At 57.5% G+C, this 22,431-nt stretch carries 17 protein-coding genes; 8 read left to right on the top strand and 9 right to left on the bottom strand.

The window, feature by feature from the left end; translation table 11 throughout:
* Positions 1-72: 72 nt before the first annotated feature.
* The gene (gene glpK, locus LG327_RS11620) at positions 73-1,560 is read right to left on the bottom strand and encodes a glycerol kinase GlpK (protein ID WP_404361967.1); all 1,488 of its coding nucleotides are present in this window, start codon (positions 1,558-1,560) and stop codon (positions 73-75) included.
* Positions 1,561-1,884: 324 nt separating this feature from the next.
* Here glpK and LG327_RS11615 point away from each other — a divergent pair, with 324 nt between their 5' ends.
* Both LG327_RS11615 and glpD read left to right on the top strand, forming a co-directional pair.
* Positions 1,885-2,643: a DeoR/GlpR family transcriptional regulator gene (locus LG327_RS11615; RefSeq protein WP_404361966.1), complete on the top strand. Its 759-nt coding sequence runs from the start codon at positions 1,885-1,887 to the stop codon at positions 2,641-2,643.
* Positions 2,644-2,907: 264 nt separating this feature from the next.
* Complete coding sequence (gene glpD / locus LG327_RS11610) at positions 2,908-4,404, top strand: glycerol-3-phosphate dehydrogenase (protein WP_404361965.1); 1,497 nt, start codon at positions 2,908-2,910, stop codon at positions 4,402-4,404.
* A 44-nt stretch (positions 4,405-4,448) separates the two neighbouring features.
* On the opposite strand, the gene LG327_RS11605 is transcribed toward glpD, so the two are convergent.
* Entirely contained in the window at positions 4,449-5,036 is a 588-nt protein-coding gene (locus tag LG327_RS11605; protein WP_404361964.1) for a uracil-DNA glycosylase family protein, read from the bottom strand.
* Positions 5,037-5,112: 76 nt separating this feature from the next.
* On the opposite strand from LG327_RS11605, the gene LG327_RS11600 reads away from it, so the two are divergent.
* The 3 genes from LG327_RS11600 (at position 5,113) to LG327_RS11590 (ending at position 8,567) form a co-directional block, all read left to right on the top strand.
* The gene (locus tag LG327_RS11600; protein WP_404361963.1) at positions 5,113-6,297 is read left to right on the top strand and encodes a mechanosensitive ion channel family protein; all 1,185 of its coding nucleotides are present in this window, start codon (positions 5,113-5,115) and stop codon (positions 6,295-6,297) included.
* On the top strand, positions 6,294-7,073 hold the full coding sequence (locus LG327_RS11595) for a nitroreductase family protein (RefSeq protein ID WP_404361962.1): 780 nt from the start codon (positions 6,294-6,296) through the stop codon (positions 7,071-7,073). Before LG327_RS11600 ends, LG327_RS11595 begins: the two co-directional genes overlap by 4 nt.
* A gap of 195 nt (positions 7,074-7,268) precedes the next feature.
* Complete coding sequence (locus LG327_RS11590) at positions 7,269-8,567, top strand: HD-GYP domain-containing protein (protein WP_404361961.1); 1,299 nt, start codon at positions 7,269-7,271, stop codon at positions 8,565-8,567.
* Positions 8,568-8,595: 28 nt separating this feature from the next.
* Here the strand turns inward: LG327_RS11590 and edd are convergent, their stop codons facing one another.
* On the bottom strand, positions 8,596-10,416 hold the full coding sequence (gene edd / locus LG327_RS11585; protein WP_404361960.1) for a phosphogluconate dehydratase: 1,821 nt from the start codon (positions 10,414-10,416) through the stop codon (positions 8,596-8,598).
* A gap of 154 nt (positions 10,417-10,570) precedes the next feature.
* On the opposite strand from edd, the gene gap reads away from it, so the two are divergent.
* Both gap and pyk read left to right on the top strand, forming a co-directional pair.
* On the top strand, positions 10,571-11,575 hold the full coding sequence (gap, locus tag LG327_RS11580; RefSeq protein ID WP_404361959.1) for a type I glyceraldehyde-3-phosphate dehydrogenase: 1,005 nt from the start codon (positions 10,571-10,573) through the stop codon (positions 11,573-11,575).
* An 85-nt stretch (positions 11,576-11,660) separates the two neighbouring features.
* Positions 11,661-13,109, top strand: a complete 1,449-nt coding sequence (pyk, locus tag LG327_RS11575; protein ID WP_404361958.1) for a pyruvate kinase — start codon at positions 11,661-11,663, stop codon at positions 13,107-13,109.
* 58 nt (positions 13,110-13,167) lie between these two features.
* Here the strand turns inward: pyk and LG327_RS11570 are convergent, their stop codons facing one another.
* The 3 genes from LG327_RS11570 to zwf are packed head-to-tail and all read right to left on the bottom strand — an operon-like array spanning position 13,168 to position 16,057.
* Entirely contained in the window at positions 13,168-13,824 is a 657-nt protein-coding gene (locus tag LG327_RS11570; protein ID WP_404361957.1) for a bifunctional 4-hydroxy-2-oxoglutarate aldolase/2-dehydro-3-deoxy-phosphogluconate aldolase, read from the bottom strand.
* A gap of 51 nt (positions 13,825-13,875) precedes the next feature.
* On the bottom strand, positions 13,876-14,595 hold the full coding sequence (gene pgl, locus LG327_RS11565; protein WP_404361956.1) for a 6-phosphogluconolactonase: 720 nt from the start codon (positions 14,593-14,595) through the stop codon (positions 13,876-13,878).
* Positions 14,582-16,057: a glucose-6-phosphate dehydrogenase gene (gene zwf / locus LG327_RS11560; protein ID WP_404361955.1), complete on the bottom strand. Its 1,476-nt coding sequence runs from the start codon at positions 16,055-16,057 to the stop codon at positions 14,582-14,584. The genes pgl and zwf overlap by 14 nt, the downstream gene beginning before the upstream one ends.
* Positions 16,058-16,254: 197 nt before the next feature.
* Here zwf and hexR point away from each other — a divergent pair, with 197 nt between their 5' ends.
* Positions 16,255-17,127 (top strand): transcriptional regulator HexR, encoded by an 873-nt coding sequence (gene hexR / locus LG327_RS11555; RefSeq protein WP_404361954.1) that lies wholly within the window; start codon positions 16,255-16,257, stop codon positions 17,125-17,127.
* Positions 17,128-17,328: 201 nt separating this feature from the next.
* Here hexR and LG327_RS11550 read toward each other — a convergent pair whose 3' ends face one another.
* The 3 genes from LG327_RS11550 to lon all read right to left on the bottom strand — a co-directional run bounded on the left by LG327_RS11550 (position 17,329) and on the right by lon (position 22,409).
* On the bottom strand, positions 17,329-19,188 hold the full coding sequence (locus tag LG327_RS11550; protein ID WP_404361953.1) for a SurA N-terminal domain-containing protein: 1,860 nt from the start codon (positions 19,186-19,188) through the stop codon (positions 17,329-17,331).
* 293 nt (positions 19,189-19,481) lie between these two features.
* On the bottom strand, positions 19,482-19,754 hold the full coding sequence (locus tag LG327_RS11545; RefSeq protein ID WP_404361952.1) for an HU family DNA-binding protein: 273 nt from the start codon (positions 19,752-19,754) through the stop codon (positions 19,482-19,484).
* Positions 19,755-19,991: 237 nt separating this feature from the next.
* Positions 19,992-22,409, bottom strand: a complete 2,418-nt coding sequence (gene lon, locus LG327_RS11540) for an endopeptidase La (protein ID WP_404361951.1) — start codon at positions 22,407-22,409, stop codon at positions 19,992-19,994.
* Positions 22,410-22,431: the final 22 nt, after the last annotated feature.

The raw sequence follows: 22,431 nt of genomic DNA, 5'->3' as shown, positions 1-22,431 counted from the left end.
GGCGCCTCGGCTACAGCCGAAACACCATCTACAAACGCCTGAAGCAACTGGGTATCCGCTGACTCGAAGGCGCTAGGCGGGATGGCTCTGCAGACGATTAACTGCCTCGACCCAGCCTTCGTAGAAACCGTCGCGGCGTTCCTTGCTCATGGTCGGCATGAAACGGCGATCGCATTCCCAGAGATCTTCAAGAGCTTCCAGTGACTCGAAGAGACCGGCCTTCAGGCCGGCAAGATAAGCCACGCCCAGGGCCGTGGTTTCAATCGTCCTTGGCCGGTCCACGGTGGCACCGAGAATATCGGCAAGGAACTGAAGCACCCAGTTATTCGCCACCATGCCGCCGTCTACTCTGAGAGCAACGGGGCGCAGGCCGTCCTTTTCCATCGCCTTCTGCAGATCCTTGGTCTGGTAGCACACGGACTGCAGGCCGGCAGTCACAATCTCCTTGATGCCCGTGTCACGGGTCAGACCAAATATCGCTCCCCTTGCTTTCGGGTCCCAGTAGGGCGCTCCAAGACCGGTAAATGCCGGCAGCAGATAGACGCCGTGGTCCAGTGAGGTCTGTTCCGCCAGAGGTTCGCACTCATCCGCCATCTTGATGAGTTTGAGGCCATCCCGAAGCCACTGAATAGTAGCACCGGCAATAAAAATGCTGCCCTCCAATGCATAGGTGGTTACGCCATTGAGGCGGTAGGCGACAGTGGTCAGAAGCCGGTGCTCTGACTTCAGGGCCTGGGTGCCAGTATTGAGCATCAGAAAACAGCCGGTACCGTAGGTACTTTTCGCCATGCCCTCATGGAAACAGGTCTGCCCGAACATCGCGGCCTGCTGGTCCCCCGCCACGCCGTATATCGGCACTTCATCCCCCAGCAGATCGGCACGAATACTGCCAAAATCGTCCGAGGAATCCTTCACTTCGGGCAACAGGGCTCGCGGAACATCAAACAGTTCCAGCAACTCGGGATCCCACTGCTGCGTGTGAATATTGAACACCAGGGTGCGGCAGGCGTTGGTGGCATCAGTGAGGTGGGACTTGCCACCAGTCAGGCGCCACAACAGAAAGGTATCCACCGTGCCAAAGGCCAGCTCGCCCCGCTCCGCCCTCTCCCGGCTGCCGGGAACCTGATCGAGAATCCAGCGGATCTTCGTTGCAGAGAAATAGGGGTCCACCAGCAGCCCGGTTTTCTCGCTGATCATTTCCTCGACTCCCTCATCCTTGAGGAACTGGCAATAGGCGGCGGTCCGTCTGTCCTGCCATACAACAGCGTTGTAAATGGGCTTCCCGGTTTTGCGGTCCCAGATGATTGTGGTTTCACGCTGATTGGTTATACCGGCAGCGGCCAGATCGGATGCGCGAAGACCGCTTTTCTCCAGCACCTTGCGGCAACTCTCCACCACCGAAACCCAGATGGCTTCCGGGTCATGCTCCACCCACCCGCTCTCGGGATAGTGCTGGGCAAACTCCTGCTGACTCACCGCATGGATCTGGCCTGAGTCAGTAAAAATGATCGCCCGGGAACTGGTGGTGCCCTGATCGATCGCCAGTATATATCGAGTCATGATTTACCCCTGACTATTGGTGTTCTTATTTGTTCGTATTTTTACCATCTTTTCCGCTCAATCCAAGTAGAAATTTTCGTTTTTGATGAAAACCGTCGAATTGAACGAGTGAACAAACCCGCCCGCCCTTGACTTCAAACCCGTCAGGTTATTTCATGCCTCTCGCAATTCCCTGACTTTTTCAGAATAATCAGAGTTCGACCCGGTAACTAAAACCGGCGAAAAATAACGTAAATGCTGCGCAGTCCCCGGCCAATTCCGAAACAACCACCAGACACGGGCGTTCAGCAACTTCAGCCTAAGGTTACACCAAGAGGTACAGGCATGGCACAGAGGCACCGTCAGGACCTGATCATGGAGCTGATCCAGCGCAACGGGTTCGTCACTACTGAGCAGCTGGTGGATCATTTCCAGGTCACACCACAGACCATCCGCCGGGACCTCAACCAGCTTGCCAGGCAGAGCCGTGTGCGCCGCCACCACGGGGGTGCCGGCATTGACTCCAGCACGGTGAACACTTCCTATCAGGCCCGCAAAATCCTTGAACTCGAAGCCAAGGAGAAGATTGCCGAAACCCTCGTCCGGATAATTCCGGACAACGCCTCCCTGTTCATCAACATTGGCACCACCACCGAGACCATTGCCAGGGCCCTGCTCAACCACAATAATCTGCGCGTGGTGACCAACAACCTGCATGTGGCGTCGATTCTCGCCGCGAGAGAGGACTTCAACATCATCATCGCCGGGGGCGAGGTCCGCAACCGCGACGGCGGTATCGTGGGAGAGGCCACACGGGATTTCATCAACCAGTTCAAAATGGACTTCGGCATCATCGGCATCAGCGGCATCCATAGCGACGGCTCCCTCCTCGACTTCGACTACCGGGAAGTCCGGGTTGCCCAGACCATCATTGCAAACTCACAGAAGGTTCTGCTGGCGGCGGATCATTCCAAGTTCGGACGCAATGCCATGGTCCGGCTTGGCGACATCACCCAGGCCCACCACTTCTTCACCGACCAGCAACCGCCTGCAGAAATCGAGCAGTTGCTCCGCGAGCACGACGTCGCCCTTCACGTGGTCTGATACCGGCATTCATTCCACCCGCATTACGCATTCGCCCCTGCTCAAAAGCCCGCTCCCGTCCTGACGAGGCCTCCAGGTTGCTATCTTTTCCACTCGGACCATCCCAACCTGGCGCCCCGCAAAAATGTTCGTTTTTAATCGTTTTTTTCCTTTACGAATTACATGATTTTTCGCATAATGAAAATTCATGAACGAAATCCGGATTTTCAGCTGCAAGTGCACATAGCAGCCGTGTTACGAACGTTCGCCAGGAGATGACAGGGCATGACAACTGATAACACCATTTACGATCTGATTGTCGTCGGCGGGGGCGTTAACGGCACAGGTATTACCATGGATGCCGCCGGACGGGGCCTCAAAGTCATCCTCTGCGAAATGAATGATCTGGCATCCGCAACGTCATCCAATAGCAGCAAGCTCATACATGGCGGTCTCCGCTATCTTGAACACTATGAATTCAGGCTGGTACGACAGGCGCTGGCTGAACGGGAGTCTCTCCTCAGGAACGCGCCCCACATCATGTGGCCCATGCGTTTTATCCTGCCTCATCAGTCCCACCTTCGGCCGGCGTGGATGATCCGCACGGGACTCTTCCTTTATGATCACCTTGCCAGGCGGGAACTTCTTGAAGGCTCCAGGAGCATTAAGTTCACCCCGGATGGCCCTCTGGTTCCGGAGATCAGGAAGGGCTTCGAGTATTCCGACGGCTGGGTAGACGACGCTCGGCTGGTGGTGCTCACGGCAAAGGCCGCAGAGGAACGGGGTGCAGAGATCAAAACCCGGACAAAATGTGTGAAGGCAGAACGGGCTGGCAGGCTCTGGAATGTTACCCTGGAAGATACTCGCACCGGCACGCATCAGAGTTACCAGTGCCGGGCCCTTGTCAACGCCAGTGGGCCCTGGGTAAGCAGGCTCTTCAGCGATGCCATGACAATTCCGGCACCAAAGCAGATCCGCATGGTCAAGGGTAGCCATATAGTGGTGCCGAAGATTCACGACCAGCCGGAAGCCTACATTCTCCAGAATGCGGACAACCGGATCATCTTTGTAATCCCCTATGAAGACGATTTTTCCCTGATCGGGACCACGGACGTGGATTATGAAGGCGACCCGAAAAAAGCGAAAATATCGCCAGAGGAAGTGGATTACCTGCTATCCATCGTCAATGATCACTTCAAAAACAGGCTTTCTCCTTCCGATGTGGTCTGGTCCTATTCGGGGGTACGACCTCTGATGGATGATGAGGGCGATGCCCAGAAAGTTTCCCGGGACTACGCTTTCGAAGTGGATGGAGGCAGAAAGAACGCCCCCCTCATTTCCGTGTTCGGAGGCAAGATCACCACCTATCGCAAACTCGCCGAAGCTGCCACCGACCGCATCTGCAGCTTCTTTCCCGAGGCCGGACCGGAATGGACAAAGCATGCCCCCCTGCCGGGCGGGGACTTCACCAACCACGCTGAGTTGCTGCCGAAACTCAGACAGGAGTATCCCTGGCTGCCAGAAGGCCTTGCGCGCCGCTACGTCCGCACCTATGGAACCCGCACCAGGCTCCTGCTTGAGAACTGCAAATCCATGCTGGATATGGGACGCCACTTCGGCGCGAACCTCTACGCCAGCGAGATCCGTTATCTGGTGGATCATGAATGGGCCATTGATGCAGAAGACATTATCTGGCGGCGAACCAAACTTGGACTCCGTCTGGCCGCTGACGACATAGCCGGCATACAGGAATATCTGGAGGGCCTGCACCAGGCGGCCTGAATAGCTCTACCCGCCTCAGGCTCGATTCAACTCAGGTCCGCGTCTCAGAGAAGTTGAGCTACGCGCTCCTGCAGGGCAGGCAGCACCTCCTCCTCAAACCAGGGGTTCTGGGCCAGCCACCGGTTATTACGGGGACTGGGGTGAGGTAGTGGAACAATAGCGGGCCAGTACTCCCGCCAACGCCTGACCGATTCGGTGACGGAGCCCCTGGGCGTCCCCAGGTGCCAGGCCTGGGCCCAGGCACCAATGGCCAGCGTCAGGCGAACTTCCGTCAGGCGCTCCATCAGAAGATCTCTCCAGGCGGGGGCACATTCCGGCCTGGGTGGCAGATCACCACTGCTGCCGGTACCGGGATAACAGAATCCCATAGGCAGAATCGCCAGCCGCTGCTCGTCGTAGAACACTTCCCTGTCAATGCCCATCCACTGCCGAAGCCTGTCACCACTGGGATCGTTAAAAGGCAGCCCGGTCTGGTGGACCTTCCGTCCAGGTGCCTGGCCCACGACGAGGATCCTGGCGCTCACACTTGCCTGAACCACTGGCCGCGGGCCTTCAGGCAGGTGCTGCTGGCAGATGGTGCAGCGTCTGACACGGGCAAGCAGTTCCGGGAAAGGCTCTGTTATGGTATTCATGGTGTTTCCACGGTTTGATCGTTTATTTACCGCCACAACCAGACCCACGGCGTCACCGGGGTGTAAAGGAATAGCGATGACCCTCAGTTTTATCGAACAGCTCTGGCAGCAGATTTTACGGAACCTGACAGATTCGCTTGATGCTCTTGGAGTATCCCAGCTCGAATGGTCCGAAGTAGCGCTCCATGGGCTTGGCCAACTCGCAGTAAGTCTTATTCTCGTCGCATTTTTTGCCCTGATCTATTTCTGTATCTACGAAGCTCTCGGCCATCTCGGCCGCCAGATAACCAGGCTTGAAATCAGTGTGCGCCAGGTCCAGGCCGGCGTCAGGTATCTGTTCCTGCTATTTACTGTGCTGGCACTTCTGGCGCAATACAAGGTCCCGCTTGATGTCGTTCAGGCAACTGCCCGAGCGGGTTTCATCGCTCTTGGCTTTTACGTCCTGTGGATTGTCACGGCCCGAATCCTTCGGGAAATGCGAATTCGTTACCGGCTCGACCCCTCGATCGGACAGCTCCTGCGAAACACCCTGTCGGTGGTGCTTGTGGTACTGGCAAGCGTCACAGTTGTCAGCCAGTATGGTTTCGACGTGATTTCAATTGTGGCCGGTCTTGGCATTGTGGGTATTGCAGTAGGCTTTGCAGCTCAGTCCACCCTTTCCAACTTTATCGCGGGAGTGACCCTGCTGATTGAACGCCCTTTCCATATCGGGGACTGGGTCAGGATCAACGACCAGGAGGGCAAGGTCATCAGGATAGCCCTTCGTACCACCTGGCTGCGAACCCGCGACAACATTTTCACCATGATTCCCAACGACAGCGTGGCATCATCCGATATCATCAATTTCAGTGCCCAGGGGGAAATCAGGCTGAGGCTGCCAGTAGGCATTGCCTACAAGGAATCCTCCAGCGCCGCCCGGGAAGTGATTCTGCCCGTTTTGGAAAATCACCCCAATGTGCTCACTTCCCCCGCCCTGGCCCCCAGGGTACGCATGATCGGACTGGGCGATTCCTCCATCAATCTCGAGGCCCTGGCCTGGATCAGCCAGCAGGACATCGATGTCCGGGTGCGTATTTCTGCCGAACTCTATGAGTCCATCAAGGAAGCACTGGACGATGCCGGCATCCAGATACCCTTTCCCCATCGTCAGTTGTTCATTGATGATGCCAAAGGCCTGGCGCCGGTCCTGGCTCCCTTTTTTTCCGGTTCAGGAGAACGAACCGGCAAGCCCCCAAACCCTGATCCGGAGTCGGAATCATGACTGTCATTTCCCAGAAAAATGTTGCCGGGAAAGCACATTCCCCGCGTGCTGCCAGCGATCCATTGCCGGAGATCGATGTCGGGGAATTCCGCAAGGTGGTCCGAAGCAGGCGGTCGATACGCCGCTTCACGGACGAGCCAGTGCCTGACAGTATCCTTGATGAATGTCTGGAGCTGGCCATGCTGGCGCCCAATTCCAGCAACCTCCAGCCCTGGGAGTTCTATGTCGTGCGCACGCCAGAACTCAGAAAGAAACTCGCCACGGCCTGTCTGGGACAAAATGCTGCAAAGACGGCCCCGGTGTTGATCGGGATTGTGGCCAGGACACGGACCTGGCGTGAGAACAGTCAGCGCAACCTGGATGAATGGCCGGAAGAGAGACGACCGCCGATTGTTGAAAAATATTATTCAAAGCTTGCACCTTTTCATTACAGCCAGGGGCCTTTGGGACTTTTCGGCCTTGCCAAAAAAGCCGCCGGTTTCGTGGCCGGCCTGTCCCGCCCGGTTCCCCGCGGCCCATGGTCACCAGCCGAAATGAAAATCTGGGCAACCAAGTCGACCGCCCTGGCGGCACAGAATCTCATGCTGGCACTGCGGGCGCACGGCTACGATTCATGCCCCATGGAAGGCTTTGATGAATGCCGGGTGCAGCGCCTGCTTGGCGTTCCGGAGGACGGCCTGGTGGTCATGGTGCTGGCGGCGGGGAAACGGGCAGAGAATGGGGTTTATCACCGTCAGTACCGTTTCAGACCGGAGGACTTTATCCACCGGCTCTAAAGCGGGTAACTGCTCCGACAGCATAATTTAACAAATCTCTGATACGTCTGATGATCCGGCCGCCATATACTTTGGTCAACGTGGCTATATTCAAATCACGAAAACATTCACTGAGTGCGCCGGAATGTTTCCGGGCGGTCACTCTGCAAATGGCCGGGCATTGCCTCTGACTGAGTTGCCGGTAAGGGTTGAAATATGCAGTCGGTAGACATAGTCGAAAAGGAAATTCCCGCCGCCGACGTGCAGCTTGGCATGCATGTAACCAGGCTGGACCGCCCCTGGACAGAAACGGATTTTCCTCTCCAGGGCTTTATTGTCCGGAGTCTGGACGATATTGATGCCATCCGCGAGCAGTGCCAGACCGTCTTCATCGAAGGTCGTGTGTCATACCGGGAAAGGCTTGCCAGAAAGCTGGGCATGAAAAAGGCCACCCCGGAGGTGGTCCCCCAGGTGACCTACATCAACAAGATTGCCTTCGGCGATGAACTTGGTCACGCCATGGAAACCTTCCACCAGTGCCGGAACCTCGCAAAGAACATTCTCCAGACCGTCCGTCTTGGGCGGGTCATTGATCTGAATGAGGTGAGGCCGGTGGTGAAGGGTGTCGTGGCAAGCATCCTGCGCAACCACTCTGCCCTTCTCTGGCTGACCCAGATACGTCACAAGGATGAATACACCGCAGAGCACTCCATGAACGTCTGCGTCCTTTCGGCCGCCTTCGGTAAACACCTGGGGCTTGAGCAGAGCGAACTGGAAAGCCTTGCCCTTTGCGGACTCCTGCACGACATCGGCAAGATAAAAGTGGACGACTCAGTGCTGAACAAACCCGGCGCTTTCACTCCGGCAGAATTTGAACACATGAAGATGCACCCGGTGTTCGGGCGCCAGATCCTCATGTCCGTGAAGGGCATTGAGATGGTGGCGATAGACGTTGCCCACAGCCACCATGAGCGTATGGACGGGAAAGGATATCCGAGGGGGCTTGAGCAGCACCAGATCCCCTGGTTCGCCAAAATTGTCGGCATCGTTGATGCCTACGACGCCATTACCGGGAACCGTGTCTACGACAGCGCAAAATCATCCAGGCAGGCTCTGGACATCATATACAAATGCCGGGGCGTCCAGTTCGATGACGAACTGTCTCTGGAATTTATCCGCTTTACCGGAATCTACCCTCCTGGATCCCTGATTGAACTGTCCAGCGGCGAGATCGGGCTTATTCTGGAGTCCTGCCCCGCAAACCGACTCAGACCCAGAGTACTTGTAGTCCGGAATGCGGAAAAGGAGGTGTGCCGGGAAAAGATCCTGGACCTCATGGCGCTTCATGTTGATGACGGCACGGCAATCACCGTGCTCAGGGAGTGGCCAAATGGAAGCTTTGGCGTGGATCTCAACCGTTATCTTGAACTCGGCCTGCAATTGCGGCAGCACGACCATGCCAGTGAGGCCGGCGAAGGCCCGGACATCATGGAGTATTTCCAGCAGACTACATGAGACCGCACTTCGGCGGTTCAGAAATCGCTCATGCGTTGTGATTCCAGAAGACGCTGGCGCCCTCTTCCGGGCTGCTCGCAGAGTGTCGCATCCAGCCAAAAAGCTCCCGCCCCAATCCTGTCCGGGAAGCCCTGGAATCAACCGTTGCCGCCGCCCGGTCCACTGCCTCCTCTTCCGGGAGATCGACGCTTAGCCTGCCCTCGCCAGCATCCACACAGATCATGTCACCGTTCCGGATGCGGGCCAGCAGGCCGCCATCAAGGGCCTCCGGGTAGACATGAATGGCCGCGGGCACTTTGCCGGAAGCACCGGACATGCGGCCATCCGTCACCAGAGCCACATGAAAGCCCCGGTCCTGAACCACGCCCAGATACGGGGTGAGCTTGTGGAGCTCAGGCATGCCATTGGCCCTTGGCCCCTGGAACCGGACTACAACCACGCAGTCCCGGTTCAGATCACCGGCCTCGAAGGCTGCAGCCAGCTCATTCTGATCATTGAATACCATTGCCGGAGCCTCCACCCGGTGGTGCTCCCGGGCCACTGCGGAGACCTTGATCACGCCCCTGCCCAGGTTGCCCTCCAGCACCCTGAGCCCACCCTCCGGGGCAAATGGCTCGCGAGCGCTGCTCAGCACGGAAAGATCAGCACTTTTTTCCACTGCCGGCTTCCACACCAGCCTGTCACCCTCCAGTTCAGGCATGCGGGCATACTGCTCCAGGCCATGTCCGACGACTGTCTCTACATCATTATGCAGATAGCCGGCCTCGAGGAGTTCCCGGATCAGGAAGGGTGTTCCCCCGGCATCGTGAAACGCATTTATATCAGCCTGGCCGTTGGGATAGATACGGGTCATGGAGGGCACAACCGATGACAGCTCGGCGTAGTCATTCCAGTCAATGAGAATGCCGGCAGCCCGCGCGATGGCAATCCAGTGGATGGTGTGGTTCGTGGATCCCCCGGTCACAAGGAGGGCCACAAGAGCATTGACTATGCTTTTCTCATCCACCATGTCCGCGAGGCCCAGCGTCCCGCCATTGGGGCGGGACAGCCTGATCACCTGCTCGGTGGCTGCCCGGGTCAGCTCATCCCGCAATGGCGTATTGGGATTGGCAAAGGCGGCACCCGGCAGATGCAGCCCCATGACCTCCACCAGCATCTGGTTGCTGTTGGCGGTGCCATAAAAGGTGCAGGTGCCGGGGCTGTGGTAGGACTGGCTCTCGGCTTCCAGAAGCTCATCCCTTCCGACCTTGCCTTCCGCGTACAGCTGGCGGATCCGCTGTTTTTCCTTGTTGGGCAGCCCGGAAGGCATGGGGCCGCCGGGAATCAGCACTGTTGGCAGATAACCGAAACTCAGGGCTCCGATCAGAAGTCCGGGCACAATCTTGTCGCAGATGCCAAGCAGGGTAACCGCATCAAACATGTTATGACTCAGAGCCACTGCTGTGCTCATGGCAATGACATCCCTGGAAAACAGACTCAGCTCCATCCCTGGCTGTCCCTGGGTAACACCATCGCACATGGCTGGCGTACCGCCGGCAAACTGGGCCACCGACCCCATGCCGTGAGCCGCTTCCCGTATCAGGTCCGGAAAGCGCTCATAGGGCTGGTGGGCTGACAGCATATCGTTGTAGGCCGACACAATAGCCAGATTGGCTTTGTTCATCAGCTTGAGAGTGTCCTTGTCAGTGCTACTGCAACCGGCAAAACCATGGGCCAGATTGCCACAGGAAAGCACCTCGCGCTGGGGAGACCGGGACCTCAGCTCCTCCATCCCGCCCAGATAATCCTGCCGGCTGTCCTCGCTGCGCGCAATAATCCGTCGGGTAACCCTGTCAACCGTGGGGTGCATGATGGCCTCCTGATGCAATTCGGTTTTACGGCATGAATAATGTAAGTTTACGTTCTTTTCAGGTCTTTTTCCTATGACGACATTCAAATTTTTCTTTTTTGTTGTTATATTTACTACATAAAAAATCAGATATTTACGGCATCGGAGCCCCATCATGACTATTCGCATTGCAATCAACGGCTTCGGGCGCATCGGTCGAAACATCCTGCGCGCCCTTTACGAAAATAACTACCGGGACCGGATTCAGGTTGTGGCGATCAATGACCTGGGCGACGCTGAAACCAGCGCCCATCTGCTCAAATACGACAGCGTGCATGGCCGCTTTACCGGAGACGTCAGCCACGACTCCGAGTCCCTTTCGGTCAATGGCGACCAGATTGCCATCACAGCTATCCGTAATCCCGGGGATCTGCCGTGGAAACACTACGCCGTTGATGTGGTCATGGAGTGCACCGGTCTCTTTACCTCCAGGGACAAGGCTGCAGCCCACCTGGAAGCCGGCGCCCGCAAGGTCATCATATCCGCACCCTCGGCTGATGCTGACGCCATGATCGTGTATGGAGTCAATCACGAAACCCTGACGCCGAAGCATGACATCATTTCCAGCGCCTCCTGCACCACCAACTGCCTGGCGCCAGTCGTGCAGGCGCTTCAGGACAAAATCGGCATTGAGAGCGGGCTGATGACCACCATCCACTCCTACACCAATGACCAGACCCTGAGCGACGTCTACCACAGCGATCTTTACCGGGCGCGTTCCGCAACACAGTCCATGATTCCGACCAGAACAGGCGCCGCAGCCGCCATCGGAAAGGTTTTACCGGCGCTTGATGGCAAACTCGACGGCATGGCGGTGCGGGTGCCGACCATCAATGTGTCGCTGGTTGATTTCACCTTCGTTTCTGATCGGGAAACCACCGCTGAGGAGATCAACGAGGTAGTCAGAGCTGCCGCCGGGAACAGTCCCGTGCTTGGCTATAACAGTGAAAAACTCGTGAGTGTGGATTTCAATCACAACGCCCTGTCGAGCATTTTTGACGCAAATCAGACACGGGTTCTGGGCAGACAGGCAAAAATCATGGCCTGGTACGATAATGAGTGGGGCTTTTCCAACCGGATGCTGGACAATACACTGGCACTGATGAAAACCGCCAGCTAAGCCTGTTTTACAACCGGACCCGGAGACTGCCGCATCTGCGCGCAGGCTCTCTCTGCCTCAACTAACCGACAGAAAGGAACTGACAATGCTCAGGCGCACCAAGATAGTCGCCACGCTAGGCCCTGCCACGGATTCCATGGAATCCCTGGCTGCCATTATTGCCGCCGGCGTTGATGTGACCCGGCTGAATTTTTCCCATGGCAGCGCCGAAGATCACATCCTGCGGGCCCGCAATGTCCGGGAAGCGGCATCATCCCAGGGGCGGTTTGTTGCAATCATGGCCGATCTCCAGGGTCCCAAGCTGCGAATCGCCCGGTTCAGGGACAACAAGGTGATGCTCAAGCCTGGCCAGACCTTCGTGCTGGATGCAGCCATGGACAAGGAAGACGGCAACGAAGAGGGGGTGGGCATCGACTACGAACAGCTCATCCAGGATGTCGAACCCGGAGACACTCTGGTTCTGGATGACGGTCGCATCGAAATGACCGTCGAAAAGGTCAACGACCATAGCATCACCTCCCGGGTGACTACCGGCGGCCCTCTCTCGAACAACAAGGGACTGAACAAGCGGGGCGGCGGCCTTTCGGCAGAAGCCCTGACAGAGAAAGACAGGGAGGACATCAAGACAGCGGCAAAGCTCGGAGCCGACTATGTGGCAGTATCCTTCGTCCGCACCGCCGAGGACATGCATGTTGCCCGGGCCCTGCTGAAGGAAGCCGGCTCTTCTGCTGGCCTGGTCGCCAAGATCGAGCGGGCCGAACTGGCCCACGACAACGAGGCTCTTGACCGGGTAATCGAGGCTTCCGATGCCGTCATGGTTGCCCGGGGCGACCTGGCAGTGGAAATAGGTGACGCAGCACTCGTAGGCGTGCAGAAACATATCATCAACCGCGCCAGAGCGTTAAACCGGGTGGTTATCACGGCAACCCAGATGATGGAATCAATGATTGAGAATCCGATGCCCACCCGGGCGGAGGTGTCTGACGTTGCCAATGCGGTCTTTGACTATACCGATGCCGTGATGCTGTCGGCAGAAACCGCTGTCGGGGATTACCCGAAGGAAGCCGTGGAAGCCATGGTCCGCATCTGTATCGGAGCCGAAAAGCACCCCTCTACCCACACCTCAAAACACCGTATCCATGAGAGCATGGAACGGGTGGATGAGGCCATTGCCCTGTCGGCCATGTACGCGGCCAACCATCTGGAAGACGTGGAGGCCATTATCTGCATGAGTGAGACCGGCGCCACACCGCTGATGATGTCACGCATCAAATCCAGCCTGCCGATTTTCACCTTTTCCCGCCATCACAGCACTCAGCACCGGGTCGCCATGTATCGGGGCGTTCAGACCATACCCTTTGATACAGAGTCCCTGCCCAATGATCAGATAAACGCCAGGGCCGTGGACGAACTGGTCAGCCGGGGGGTGGTCAGGGAAGGTTCCCTGGTGGTTATGACCAAGGGGGACTACGTCAACGCCCAGGGAGGCACCAATACGATGAAAATCGTCCGCGTGGGCACCGAGATCCATTAATCGTGCCCATGACAGGGAAAGCCCGGTGAGTCCGGGCTTTCCCTGTCATGGGTCCGGCTCAGAACTGTCCGAGGCCTTTCAGACTGGCAGCGGCCAACTCGGTAATCCCTGCCCAGTCTCCGGCTTCAATGCGATCCTGTGGCGTCAGCCAGGTCCCGCCCACTGCCTTGACATTGGGTAGGGCCAGATAATCCCCTGCGGTTTCCTGCCGGATACCCCCCGTGGGACAGAATGACACGTCCGGAAACGGACCGGAAAACGCTTTCAGGGCCGCGATTCCACCGGCCACCTCGGCCGGAAAGAACTTGAACTCCCGATAGCCCATGGCATAACCCATCATCATTTCCGAAGTAGTCGAGACACCGGGCAGTAGTGGCGCATGGGCGGTAAGACCGAACTCCAGCAACTCTGCAGTAACCCCGGGGGTGATGATGAACTGGGCGCCCACAGCTTCAGCCTGTCGGTACTGGTTGGCGCCCACCACGGTCCCTGCACCCACCCAGACCTCCGGAAAGGCCCGGCGTAGCTGATGTATGGCTCCCAGGCCATGCTCCGTCCTGAGAGTCACTTCGAGAATGCGGATGCCGCCCTCGACCAGCGCCCGGCCGAGGGGCACGACATGGTCCGGATCCTGAATGCTGATGACCGGAACCAGGGGGCATGCCCCCAGCACAGACTGGATCTGATGGCGGTGCTGTGTGGAAAGCCTGGACATGGTTTTTGCCTCTTGTATAAGCAGAAATTGCCCCCTCCGGCGCGGCGAAGTTCAGGGGCTCCAGAAAACCTGGAGGCCGGGGCAGAGAAAGGCCCGCACCGGCATGTCTGTAATCCGTTGCGGGTCCCTGAAAGCTTTCTCAAGGGTGCTGAGCTTGTCTTCGCCGCGGAGATGCAGAATTCTGGTTCTGGCACCTGCCAGGACCCTTCGGGTGAGTGAAAGTCGTTCCAGATGCTGGGAAGGAGGCCTCAGCACTGCCGTCTTGCAGGGGTTTTCCGGATCCAGCGCCTCGGCCAGTTCGGGAGCATCAGGAAAAAGCGATGCCGTATGGCCGTCATTGCCCATACCAAGAACCAGGACATCAATGGGCCACTTGAAATCTGCAAGGGACGACTCGCAGGCGGCCTGGCCCTCCTGCACGGAATTCCCGGCGTGTTTCAGAGGATAGAAACGCGCCGCGGCGGCTGCCTCCCGAAGCAGGTTTTCCCTGACAAGATGGCCGTTGCTGTCAGGGCTGTCCTCCCCCACCCAGCGCTCGTCGGCAAGAGTCACATCCACCCTGCTCCACTCAATCGGCTGGGTGCGTAGCGATTTAAAGAATCTTTCTGGCGTGGAACCTCCCGACACTACGAGGCTGGCTCGGGAATCGCTTTCCAGCCTCCGTCCGAGAAGGCTGGCAACATGCTGGGCAAGACGGCGTGCAAGCACATCGGCATCAGATTCGATCACCGTTTGCACGCCAGGGGGCCAACTCAGCTCATGCATTTTCATACCAGCTCCTGCCGTCCCGGGTAATCATCGCAATCGACGCCACCGGCCCCCAGGTGCCAGCAGCGTAACGTTTCGGCCGTTCGGTCTGGTCCTCCCAGTGGGTCATGATCTGGTCGACCCAGCGCCAGGCATGTTCCACCTCGTCGCGCCGGACAAACAGATACTGGTTGCCCTTCATCACCTCCCACAGCAGGCGCTCATAGGCATCGGGAATCCGGCTGGTGCTGAAGGCTTCCGAAAAGGCCAGCTCCAGTGGGCCCTGGCGCAGACGCATGCCCTTGTCCAGACCCTGGTCCTTGGTCAGAATCTGCAGTTCCATGCCCTCGTCCGGCTGCAGCCGGATGATGAGTTTGTTGTTCGCCAGATGCTTCTGGTCTGGATCGAAGATGTAATGGGGTGCAGGCTTGAAATGAATAATGATCTGCGACAGCTTTTCAGGCAGGCGTTTCCCCGTACGAATATAGAACGGCACTCCCGACCAGCGCCAGTTCTGAATCTCTGCCTTGAGAGCCACGAAGGTCTCAGTGGTACTCCCCGGGCTCACTCCTTCCTCCTCCTGATAGCCAGGCACAGGTCGCCCTTCGCTCGTCCCTGCGGTGTACTGGCCACGAACCAGGTGCGTCTCCATCAGATCCGGGGTGATCGGCCGAAGCACCTTGAGGACCTTTACTTTTTCATCCCGGATACTGTCTGCGGAAAGGTCAGAGGGTGGATCCATGGCGATCAGACAGAGAAGTTGCAGCAGGTGGTTCTGGATCATGTCCCGCATCTGGCCGGCCTTGTCGAAGTAACCCCATCGCCCTTCAATGCCGACGCTTTCCGCCACCGTGATTTCCACATGGGATATGTGATTCTGGTTCCACTGGGTGGCAAACAGGTTGTTGGCGAACCGCAGCGCAATCAGGTTCTGCACGGTTTCCTTGCCCAGATAGTGATCAATGCGGAACAGCTGGCTTTCATTAAACACGTCGGCAAGCTGATCATTGATGACCTTCGAAGACGCCAGGTCGTGTCCGATCGGCTTCTCCACCACCACCCGTGTGCTCCCATCGCAGCAGCCCCTGTGCCGGAGGTTCCGGGCGATCATGCCGTAAATGGATGGAGGTGTGGCCATATAGACAATCAGGGCACCTCCGCCTTTTTCACGCCAGCGATTCAGGTGCTCGTAGCTGTCAGTGTCACTGAAATCAAAGCACATGTAATCAACATGGCCCAGGAGCTGCTCCAGAATGTCCTCTTCCATGTCCTCCCTGGGAACATGATGCCTGATACTCTGCTCCAGCTTTGCGCGCACCGCGGCGGTATCCAGCCTGTCCCGGGCCAAAGCCAGTATCCGGGTCTCGGCAGCCAGCAGCTTCGCACGCTCAAGCTGGTAAAGCGCCGGAAAAAGCTTGCGTTGCGCCAGGTCGCCCAGAGCCCCAAACATGATCAGGTCACAGCGGTATTCTGTTTTTTCAGCCATTTATCCGCACTCCGGAATTGGTCCATTAACCAGACGGGACACTAGCACCGTAGTAATTCCATGAAAATAATGACAGGGTTTTGCCGGTTTTCCAATGCGCCCCCATGTTCCCTGACATTTTTACTACCGCTTTTGTCTGGCGGGACCGGTATAATGCCCTCATTGCCAACGCCTCATCCGACAGGAGATTCGATCCAATGGCGGCAAAATACGCCCATCAGGACGACAACATTATTACTGTCATTCAGGAACGCCTTGACAGCCTGAACAAATCCGAGCGCAAGGTCGCAGAAGCCATTCTCCGGGATCCAACCGCAGCAACCCGCTACAGCATTGCAGCACTGGCCCGGGCAGCAAATGTGAGTGAACCCACGGTAAACCGTTTCTGCCGCAGCTTTTCAGCCACCGGCTTTCCGGATTTCAAAATCCGGCTCGCCCAGAGTATAGCCACGGGCACCCCCTACGTGGGTCAGAACATAAGTCTGGAAGACTCGGTTCGAGAATTTTCCGACAAAATCGTGCTTAACACCATCGCCAGCCTGGAGAAGGCTCGCCAGGCTCTGTCCCCGAAAGCTTTGGGGCTCGCCATTGACCACCTGATCCAGGCCAGACAGATCAACTTTTTTGGCATGGGCGGATCCGCCCCTGTGGCCATGGACGCCCAGCACAAGTTCTTCCGCTTCAATATCCCGGTGATGAGCTATGACGACCCCCTGATGCAGCGAATGGTTGCCGCTGGCAGCAGCACAGGGGATGTCATCGTGGTCATCTCCTACACCGGCCGGACCCGGGAAATGATCGAAATTGCCGGCATCGCCCGGGACACCGGCGCCACAGTGATCGGAATCACCGCCCCTGATTCACCACTGTCCCGGGTGTGCACAATTGCTCTCGAAATCACTGATGCGGAGGATACGGAGGTCTACATGCCCATGTCTTCCCGGATCATTCACCTCACGGTGATCGACATTCTGGCCACAGGGGTCACCCTCAAACGCGGCAAGGATTTCCAGCAGCATCTGAAAAAGATAAAAGACAGCCTGAAGCCGACACGTCTGCCGGTGGACTGACAGGGGTTGCGGCGCAAACGGACCGGGTTGCCGGCATGGCATGCGGAAGGTCGTCAGCCAGGGCTGACGGCATGGCATGCGGAAGGTCGTCAGCCAGGGCTGAGAACCAGCCTGAAGAAGAGAAACCCCCGGAAGCGGCGATCGCTTCCGGGGGCTGTCAGATCACAACTACCGTCAGGAAAACAGGAGCGGCATGTCCATTCAGGGGCGTTCCACCTCTGCCTGCTGACGCAGCAGTTCCCGGTAGGCAAGATACTCGCGCTGGGCGATCTGGGCGGAAACGAACTCTTCCCACTGCTCAAGCTCCTGCGCCCTGCCTTCCGGATCCCCGTCGGTGACGCCATCGAGGGCGATCACCACCTGGTTTTCACCTGCAGCGGCGAGCCCATAGGTGGTTGCCTCCCCCTGGGGCCGGGGCAGCTCGAACGCCCGCTCCAGAACCTCGCGGCTGGCCTGTTGGCTGGCACGGGTAACGCCTTCATAGCTTTCCCAGTTCTCAACGGAAACTTTCAGATCGGCAAGCGACTCTCCATCCTGCAGCCGGGCTATGAGGTCCCGACCAAGCTCAGCAAGTGCTTCCCGGGTGCGGGTTTCGATCAGCTGTTCACGGATTTGATCACGGACATCCGCGAGGGCCTGCTGGGCTGCAGGCTGGTATTCCCTGGCTCTTGCAACCACCGCGGTGCCTGCATCCAGGTCGATAACCTCAGTGTTATAGCCGTCCTGCAGAACATCCGCTGAGAAAAGCTGGCGCACGAGGCCTGGATGATTAAAGGGTGGCTCACCACCATCCCGCGTCACACCTGGCCGAACGTCAACCTCCAGCCCAAGCTCCTCCGCCGGAACCGTGAGGTTGTCCTCCTGATAGGCCAGATCGGACAGCCTGGAACGCAGCTCTGCATAGCGATCAGCTGCCTTTTCCTGAGCCAGCTCCCGCTCAAGACGGGGCCTGATTTCTTCGAAAGACGGAGCATCCGTGCTACGGACATCCAGCACCTTGATCAGATGAATACCATAAGGCGTTTCCACCGGCTCCGAGACCTCTCCCTCTTCCAGGGCAAACATGGCGTCTTCAAAGGCCGTATCAAAAACTCCCCGGCCTGCATAGCCCAGATCACCGCCGTCGGCGGCAGTGGAGATATCATCGGACCAGGCTTTGGCCAGTTCGCCAAAGTCTTCGCCGGCTTCCAGTTTCTGGCGGATCTCGCCCAGCTGCTCTTCCGCCTCCTCCACATCCTCAATCAGGATGTGAGCTGCGCGCCGTTCTTCCGATGCCAGAGTGGCAGCCTGGGTCTCGTAGTAGTCCCGTAATTCGCTCTCGCTGAGCTCAATGCTATCGGCAAGCTCTTCCAGCGACAGCCGGATCCAGGCTGCCTCCACCCGCTCCGGCTGCATGAACTGATCGGCATTGTCCTCGTAATAATCCGCAACGTCCCGGTCTGTAACCTTGACCTGCCCTGCCACTGTCTCGGGGGTAAGCGCGAAGGTTCGGAAATCACGGGTCTGATACTGGATCTGCACCAGTTGGCGGGTCACCTGCGGGCTTACAAGCCCGCTTTCCAGGATACCTGCCCGGATCTGATTGACCACATACTGTCTCCGCATCGCATCCCGGAACTCAAGGGGCCCCATGCCCATGTTCCTGATTACGGCAATGAAGCGGTCGCGATCAAACACCCCCTCAGTCTGGAACTGGGGCATCTGGGTAATCAGGCGATCGATATCATCATCCGACAGTTCCAGGCCCTGACGGGCAGCATCCTGGGTCAGGACGGTCTCCTGCACCATGGCCTCCAGAACGCCCTGACGAATTTCATCATCATTCAGCAGGGAAGGATCGGCGGTGTCCATTTCAGCCAGACGGCGCTGACGCTCCATCTGGACCAGGCGCATGAACTGGCGCTCAGTGATTTCTTCCCCATTGACGGTAGCCACTTCGGGCTCCCCGGAGAAGCCGCCGATAATGGCGTCCACACCAAACATGGAGAGAGCGACAATCAACAGTCCTACTACGATTTTGGCAATCGTGCCCTGGGCGTTCTCACGGATATCTTGAAGCATGTTCCTCCCGGATCACTGACCAACACGCCATTCCAGAGGGCTAATGGCGAGCCTGCCAGCGTCAGGCCTCTCTCTGTTTACTCGGGAAAGCCAGTACCCGCCGCGGCCTCTGAGCGGCGCGCAGGAAACTGACACGCTTAACGCAAAAAGGCGCACCCTGCAGGAATGCGCCTCGACTTCGTTTAAAGCAACCTTGACCCGCATCCACCTTCCCGAACCTTGAATAATCCGATGGGCTACCCCGGGGGTTACTCCGGCAGCATCGATTGACTGCTGCCTGGCGAAAGAGACCGTTACTTTACGGCGTCTTTCAGCGCCTTGCCTGCTTTGAATCCCGGCACTTTGGAGGCCGGAATCTTGATCTCTGCACCAGTCTGGGGGTTGCGGCCTGTACGGGCTGCACGCTCCTTGACTGAGAAAGTACCAAAACCAATCAAAGTAACCTGGTCGCCCTGCTTCAGGGCATCGGTAACAGAATTGATCATGGCATCCAGGGCACGACCGGCACTGGCTTTGGACAGGTCGGCTTGTTCGGCAACTGCATCAATAAGTTCGGACTTGTTCACACTAAACCCCTTCGATTTCAGGTTGAAGATGTTATAGGTTGGTTTGTTTTTCTCTGACGGTTCCGACTATCGCACAGGCGGTCGGACAATTCCATTTTCAGTTTTTCTGTTCTGTGTAGGTGTTCCCGGATTTTCCGAAAAGATCACATACTGCGCGGGAGCCCTTGGTATTGGCTGCTTCACGGCGAAACAGTTATACCAACGGGCTCTCTCGCATGTCAACAAGACGCAGGGTCTTTAATGTGTATTTATGCGCTCCGCACCCTCGCCGTCATCATCCCGGGAGCCACTGGATGTCGGCTTTGAACCCGTACTTTCCACCAGCGGAGCTGGCGCATACTCGAGCGCGATATCAAGGACTTCGTCAATCCACTTGGCCGGCCTGATCTCCAGCGATTCCTTGATATTCTCCGGTATCTCCCTGAGATCACGGACATTTTCGTCCGGGATAATCACCGTCTTGATTCCGCCACGATGGGCCGCGAGCAGCTTTTCCTTGAGCCCGCCAATGGCCAGCACCTGCCCCCGAAGCGTAATCTCGCCGGTCATTGCGACGTCTGCCCGAACCGGAATCCCGGTCAGTGCAGAAACCAGCGCCGTGCACATGCCTACGCCAGCACTTGGACCATCTTTCGGGGTCGCACCTTCCGGCACGTGGACATGGAGATCGTGCTTTTCATGGAAATCCTCGGCGATTCCGAGGCCGATGGCACGACTCCGCACCACCGTCAGGGCAGCCTGAATGGACTCCTGCATGACGTCACCGAGAGAGCCGGTTTTGACAACTCTGCCCTTGCCACGTGTCAGTGCGCACTCGATGGTCAGCAATTCGCCGCCCACCTGCGTCCAGGCGAGACCAGTCACCTGGCCTACCTGGTTGGTCTCGGCGGCCAGACCATATTTGTACTTCTGCACGCCGGAGTAATCCTCGAGCTGCTCGGGATTCAGTACCAGAGCTGTCTTCTCCCCCGTCTCGACATGCTCGCGAACCACCTTCCGGCAGATCCTGGCAATTTCCCGTTCAAGGCCCCGTACACCGGCTTCCCGGGTGTAATAGCGGATAAGGTCCCGAAGAGTCGCCTCCGGCACTTCCAGTTCGTTTTTCCGGAGCCCATTGGCCTTGATCTGCTTTGGCAGCAGATACTTGAGAGCAATATTCACCTTCTCATCCTCGGTGTAACCGGGGATGCGAATGATTTCCATCCGGTCCAGAAGTGCCGTCGGAATGTCCATTGAGTTTGAAGTACAGACGAACATTACATCTGAAAGGTCGTAATCCACCTCAAGGTAATGATCATTGAATGTGTGGTTCTGCTCCGGGTCCAGCACTTCAAGCAGGGCCGATGCCGGATCACCCCGATGATCCATCCCCATCTTGTCTATTTCATCAAACAGAAACAGCGGATTCTTCACCCCCACTCTGGACAGCTTCTGCAACAGCTTGCCCGGCAGAGCGCCGATGTAGGTCTTGCGGTGGCCCCGGATTTCCGCCTCGTCCCGCACGCCACCCAGCGCCATGCGGGTATACTTGCGGTTGGTGGCGCGGGCAAGGGACTGACCAAGGGATGTCTTGCCCACCCCAGGAGGCCCTACCAGACACAGCACGGGACCCTTTACCTTTTTGACCCGGCTCTGTACCGCCAGGTACTCGAGGATGCGCTTCTTGACCTCGTCGAGGCCGTAGTGGTCTTCATCCAGGATAGCCCTGGCTTTCTCGATGTCATGACGCACCCGACTGCGTTTTTTCCAGGGAATGGCCAGCATCCAGTCGATGTAACCCCTCACAACTGTGGCTTCCGCCGACATTGGAGACATCATCTTGAGCTTGCTCAGCTCAAGCTCCGTTTTCTTTTTGGCTTCCTCGGGCAGACCGGCCTCTTCCAGCCGGTTCTCCAGTTCTTCGAAGTCGTTGCCGCCCTCGCCCATGGAGCCCATCTCTTTCTGGATGGCCTTCATCTGTTCGTTCAGGTAATACTCACGCTGGCTCCGTTCCATCTGCTTCTTCACGCGACCACGGATGCGTTTTTCCACCTCAATCAGGTCGATTTCGCTGTCCAGCTTGCCCAGAAGAAGATCTACCCGGCGCCTGACGTCGAGAGCTTCCAGAAGCTCCTGCTTCTCCGGAATCCGCAACTCCAGATGAGCAGCCATTGTGTCCGCGAGACGTTCCAGCTCATGTATGCCGGTCATGGCGTTGGACACTTCTGCCGGCACCTTTCTGGACATCTTGACGTATTTTTCGAATTCCTCAGTCAGGGTTTTGACCAGAACCTCTTCCTCCCGCTCCGGCAGGACGTCTTCGTCTATCAGCATGGCCCGGGCCGTAAGGTACTCGCCCTCTGCCACGCTTTCGATCCTCACCCGGGCGTTACCCTCGACCAGCACTTTTACCGTACCGTCCGGCAGCCTGAGCATCTGCAGCACCGTTGCAAGGGTGCCCATGTCAAAGACATCTTCCGGTTCGGGGTCATCGGTCCCTGCATCCCGCTGCGCCACGAGCAGGATTTCCTTACTGCCCTCCATGGCGGCTTCCAGTGCCTGAATTGATTTCTCGCGTCCGACGAACAGCGGCACCACCATGTGGGGAAAAACCACAACATCCCTCAGGGGAAGCATGGGGTAATCGTTTGCAGACACTTCAGATGTCAGGGTCATACAGAATCCTCTGATAACATTT

This window comes from Marinobacter sp. (assembly GCF_044799475.1).
GTDB lineage: Bacteria > Pseudomonadota > Gammaproteobacteria > Pseudomonadales > Oleiphilaceae > Marinobacter.
This window is presented reverse-complemented; position numbering and strand designations above follow the sequence as displayed.

Excerpts from the sequence above, each read along its gene's own strand:
- glpK (WP_404361967.1), bottom strand. The coding sequence starts at position 1,560 with ATGACTCGATATATACTGGCGATCGATCAGGGCACCACCAGTTCCCGG.
- LG327_RS11615 (WP_404361966.1), top strand. The coding sequence starts at position 1,885 with ATGGCACAGAGGCACCGTCAGGACCTGATCATGGAGCTGATCCAGCGC.
- glpD (WP_404361965.1), top strand. The coding sequence starts at position 2,908 with ATGACAACTGATAACACCATTTACGATCTGATTGTCGTCGGCGGGGGC.
- LG327_RS11605 (WP_404361964.1), bottom strand. The coding sequence starts at position 5,036 with ATGAATACCATAACAGAGCCTTTCCCGGAACTGCTTGCCCGTGTCAGA.
- LG327_RS11600 (WP_404361963.1), top strand. The coding sequence starts at position 5,113 with ATGACCCTCAGTTTTATCGAACAGCTCTGGCAGCAGATTTTACGGAAC.
- LG327_RS11595 (WP_404361962.1), top strand. The coding sequence starts at position 6,294 with ATGACTGTCATTTCCCAGAAAAATGTTGCCGGGAAAGCACATTCCCCG.
- LG327_RS11590 (WP_404361961.1), top strand. The coding sequence starts at position 7,269 with ATGCAGTCGGTAGACATAGTCGAAAAGGAAATTCCCGCCGCCGACGTG.
- edd (WP_404361960.1), bottom strand. The coding sequence starts at position 10,416 with ATGCACCCCACGGTTGACAGGGTTACCCGACGGATTATTGCGCGCAGC.
- gap (WP_404361959.1), top strand. The coding sequence starts at position 10,571 with ATGACTATTCGCATTGCAATCAACGGCTTCGGGCGCATCGGTCGAAAC.
- pyk (WP_404361958.1), top strand. The coding sequence starts at position 11,661 with ATGCTCAGGCGCACCAAGATAGTCGCCACGCTAGGCCCTGCCACGGAT.
- LG327_RS11570 (WP_404361957.1), bottom strand. The coding sequence starts at position 13,824 with ATGTCCAGGCTTTCCACACAGCACCGCCATCAGATCCAGTCTGTGCTG.
- pgl (WP_404361956.1), bottom strand. The coding sequence starts at position 14,595 with ATGAAAATGCATGAGCTGAGTTGGCCCCCTGGCGTGCAAACGGTGATC.
- zwf (WP_404361955.1), bottom strand. The coding sequence starts at position 16,057 with ATGGCTGAAAAAACAGAATACCGCTGTGACCTGATCATGTTTGGGGCT.
- hexR (WP_404361954.1), top strand. The coding sequence starts at position 16,255 with ATGGCGGCAAAATACGCCCATCAGGACGACAACATTATTACTGTCATT.
- LG327_RS11550 (WP_404361953.1), bottom strand. The coding sequence starts at position 19,188 with ATGCTTCAAGATATCCGTGAGAACGCCCAGGGCACGATTGCCAAAATC.
- lon (WP_404361951.1), bottom strand. The coding sequence starts at position 22,409 with ATGACCCTGACATCTGAAGTGTCTGCAAACGATTACCCCATGCTTCCC.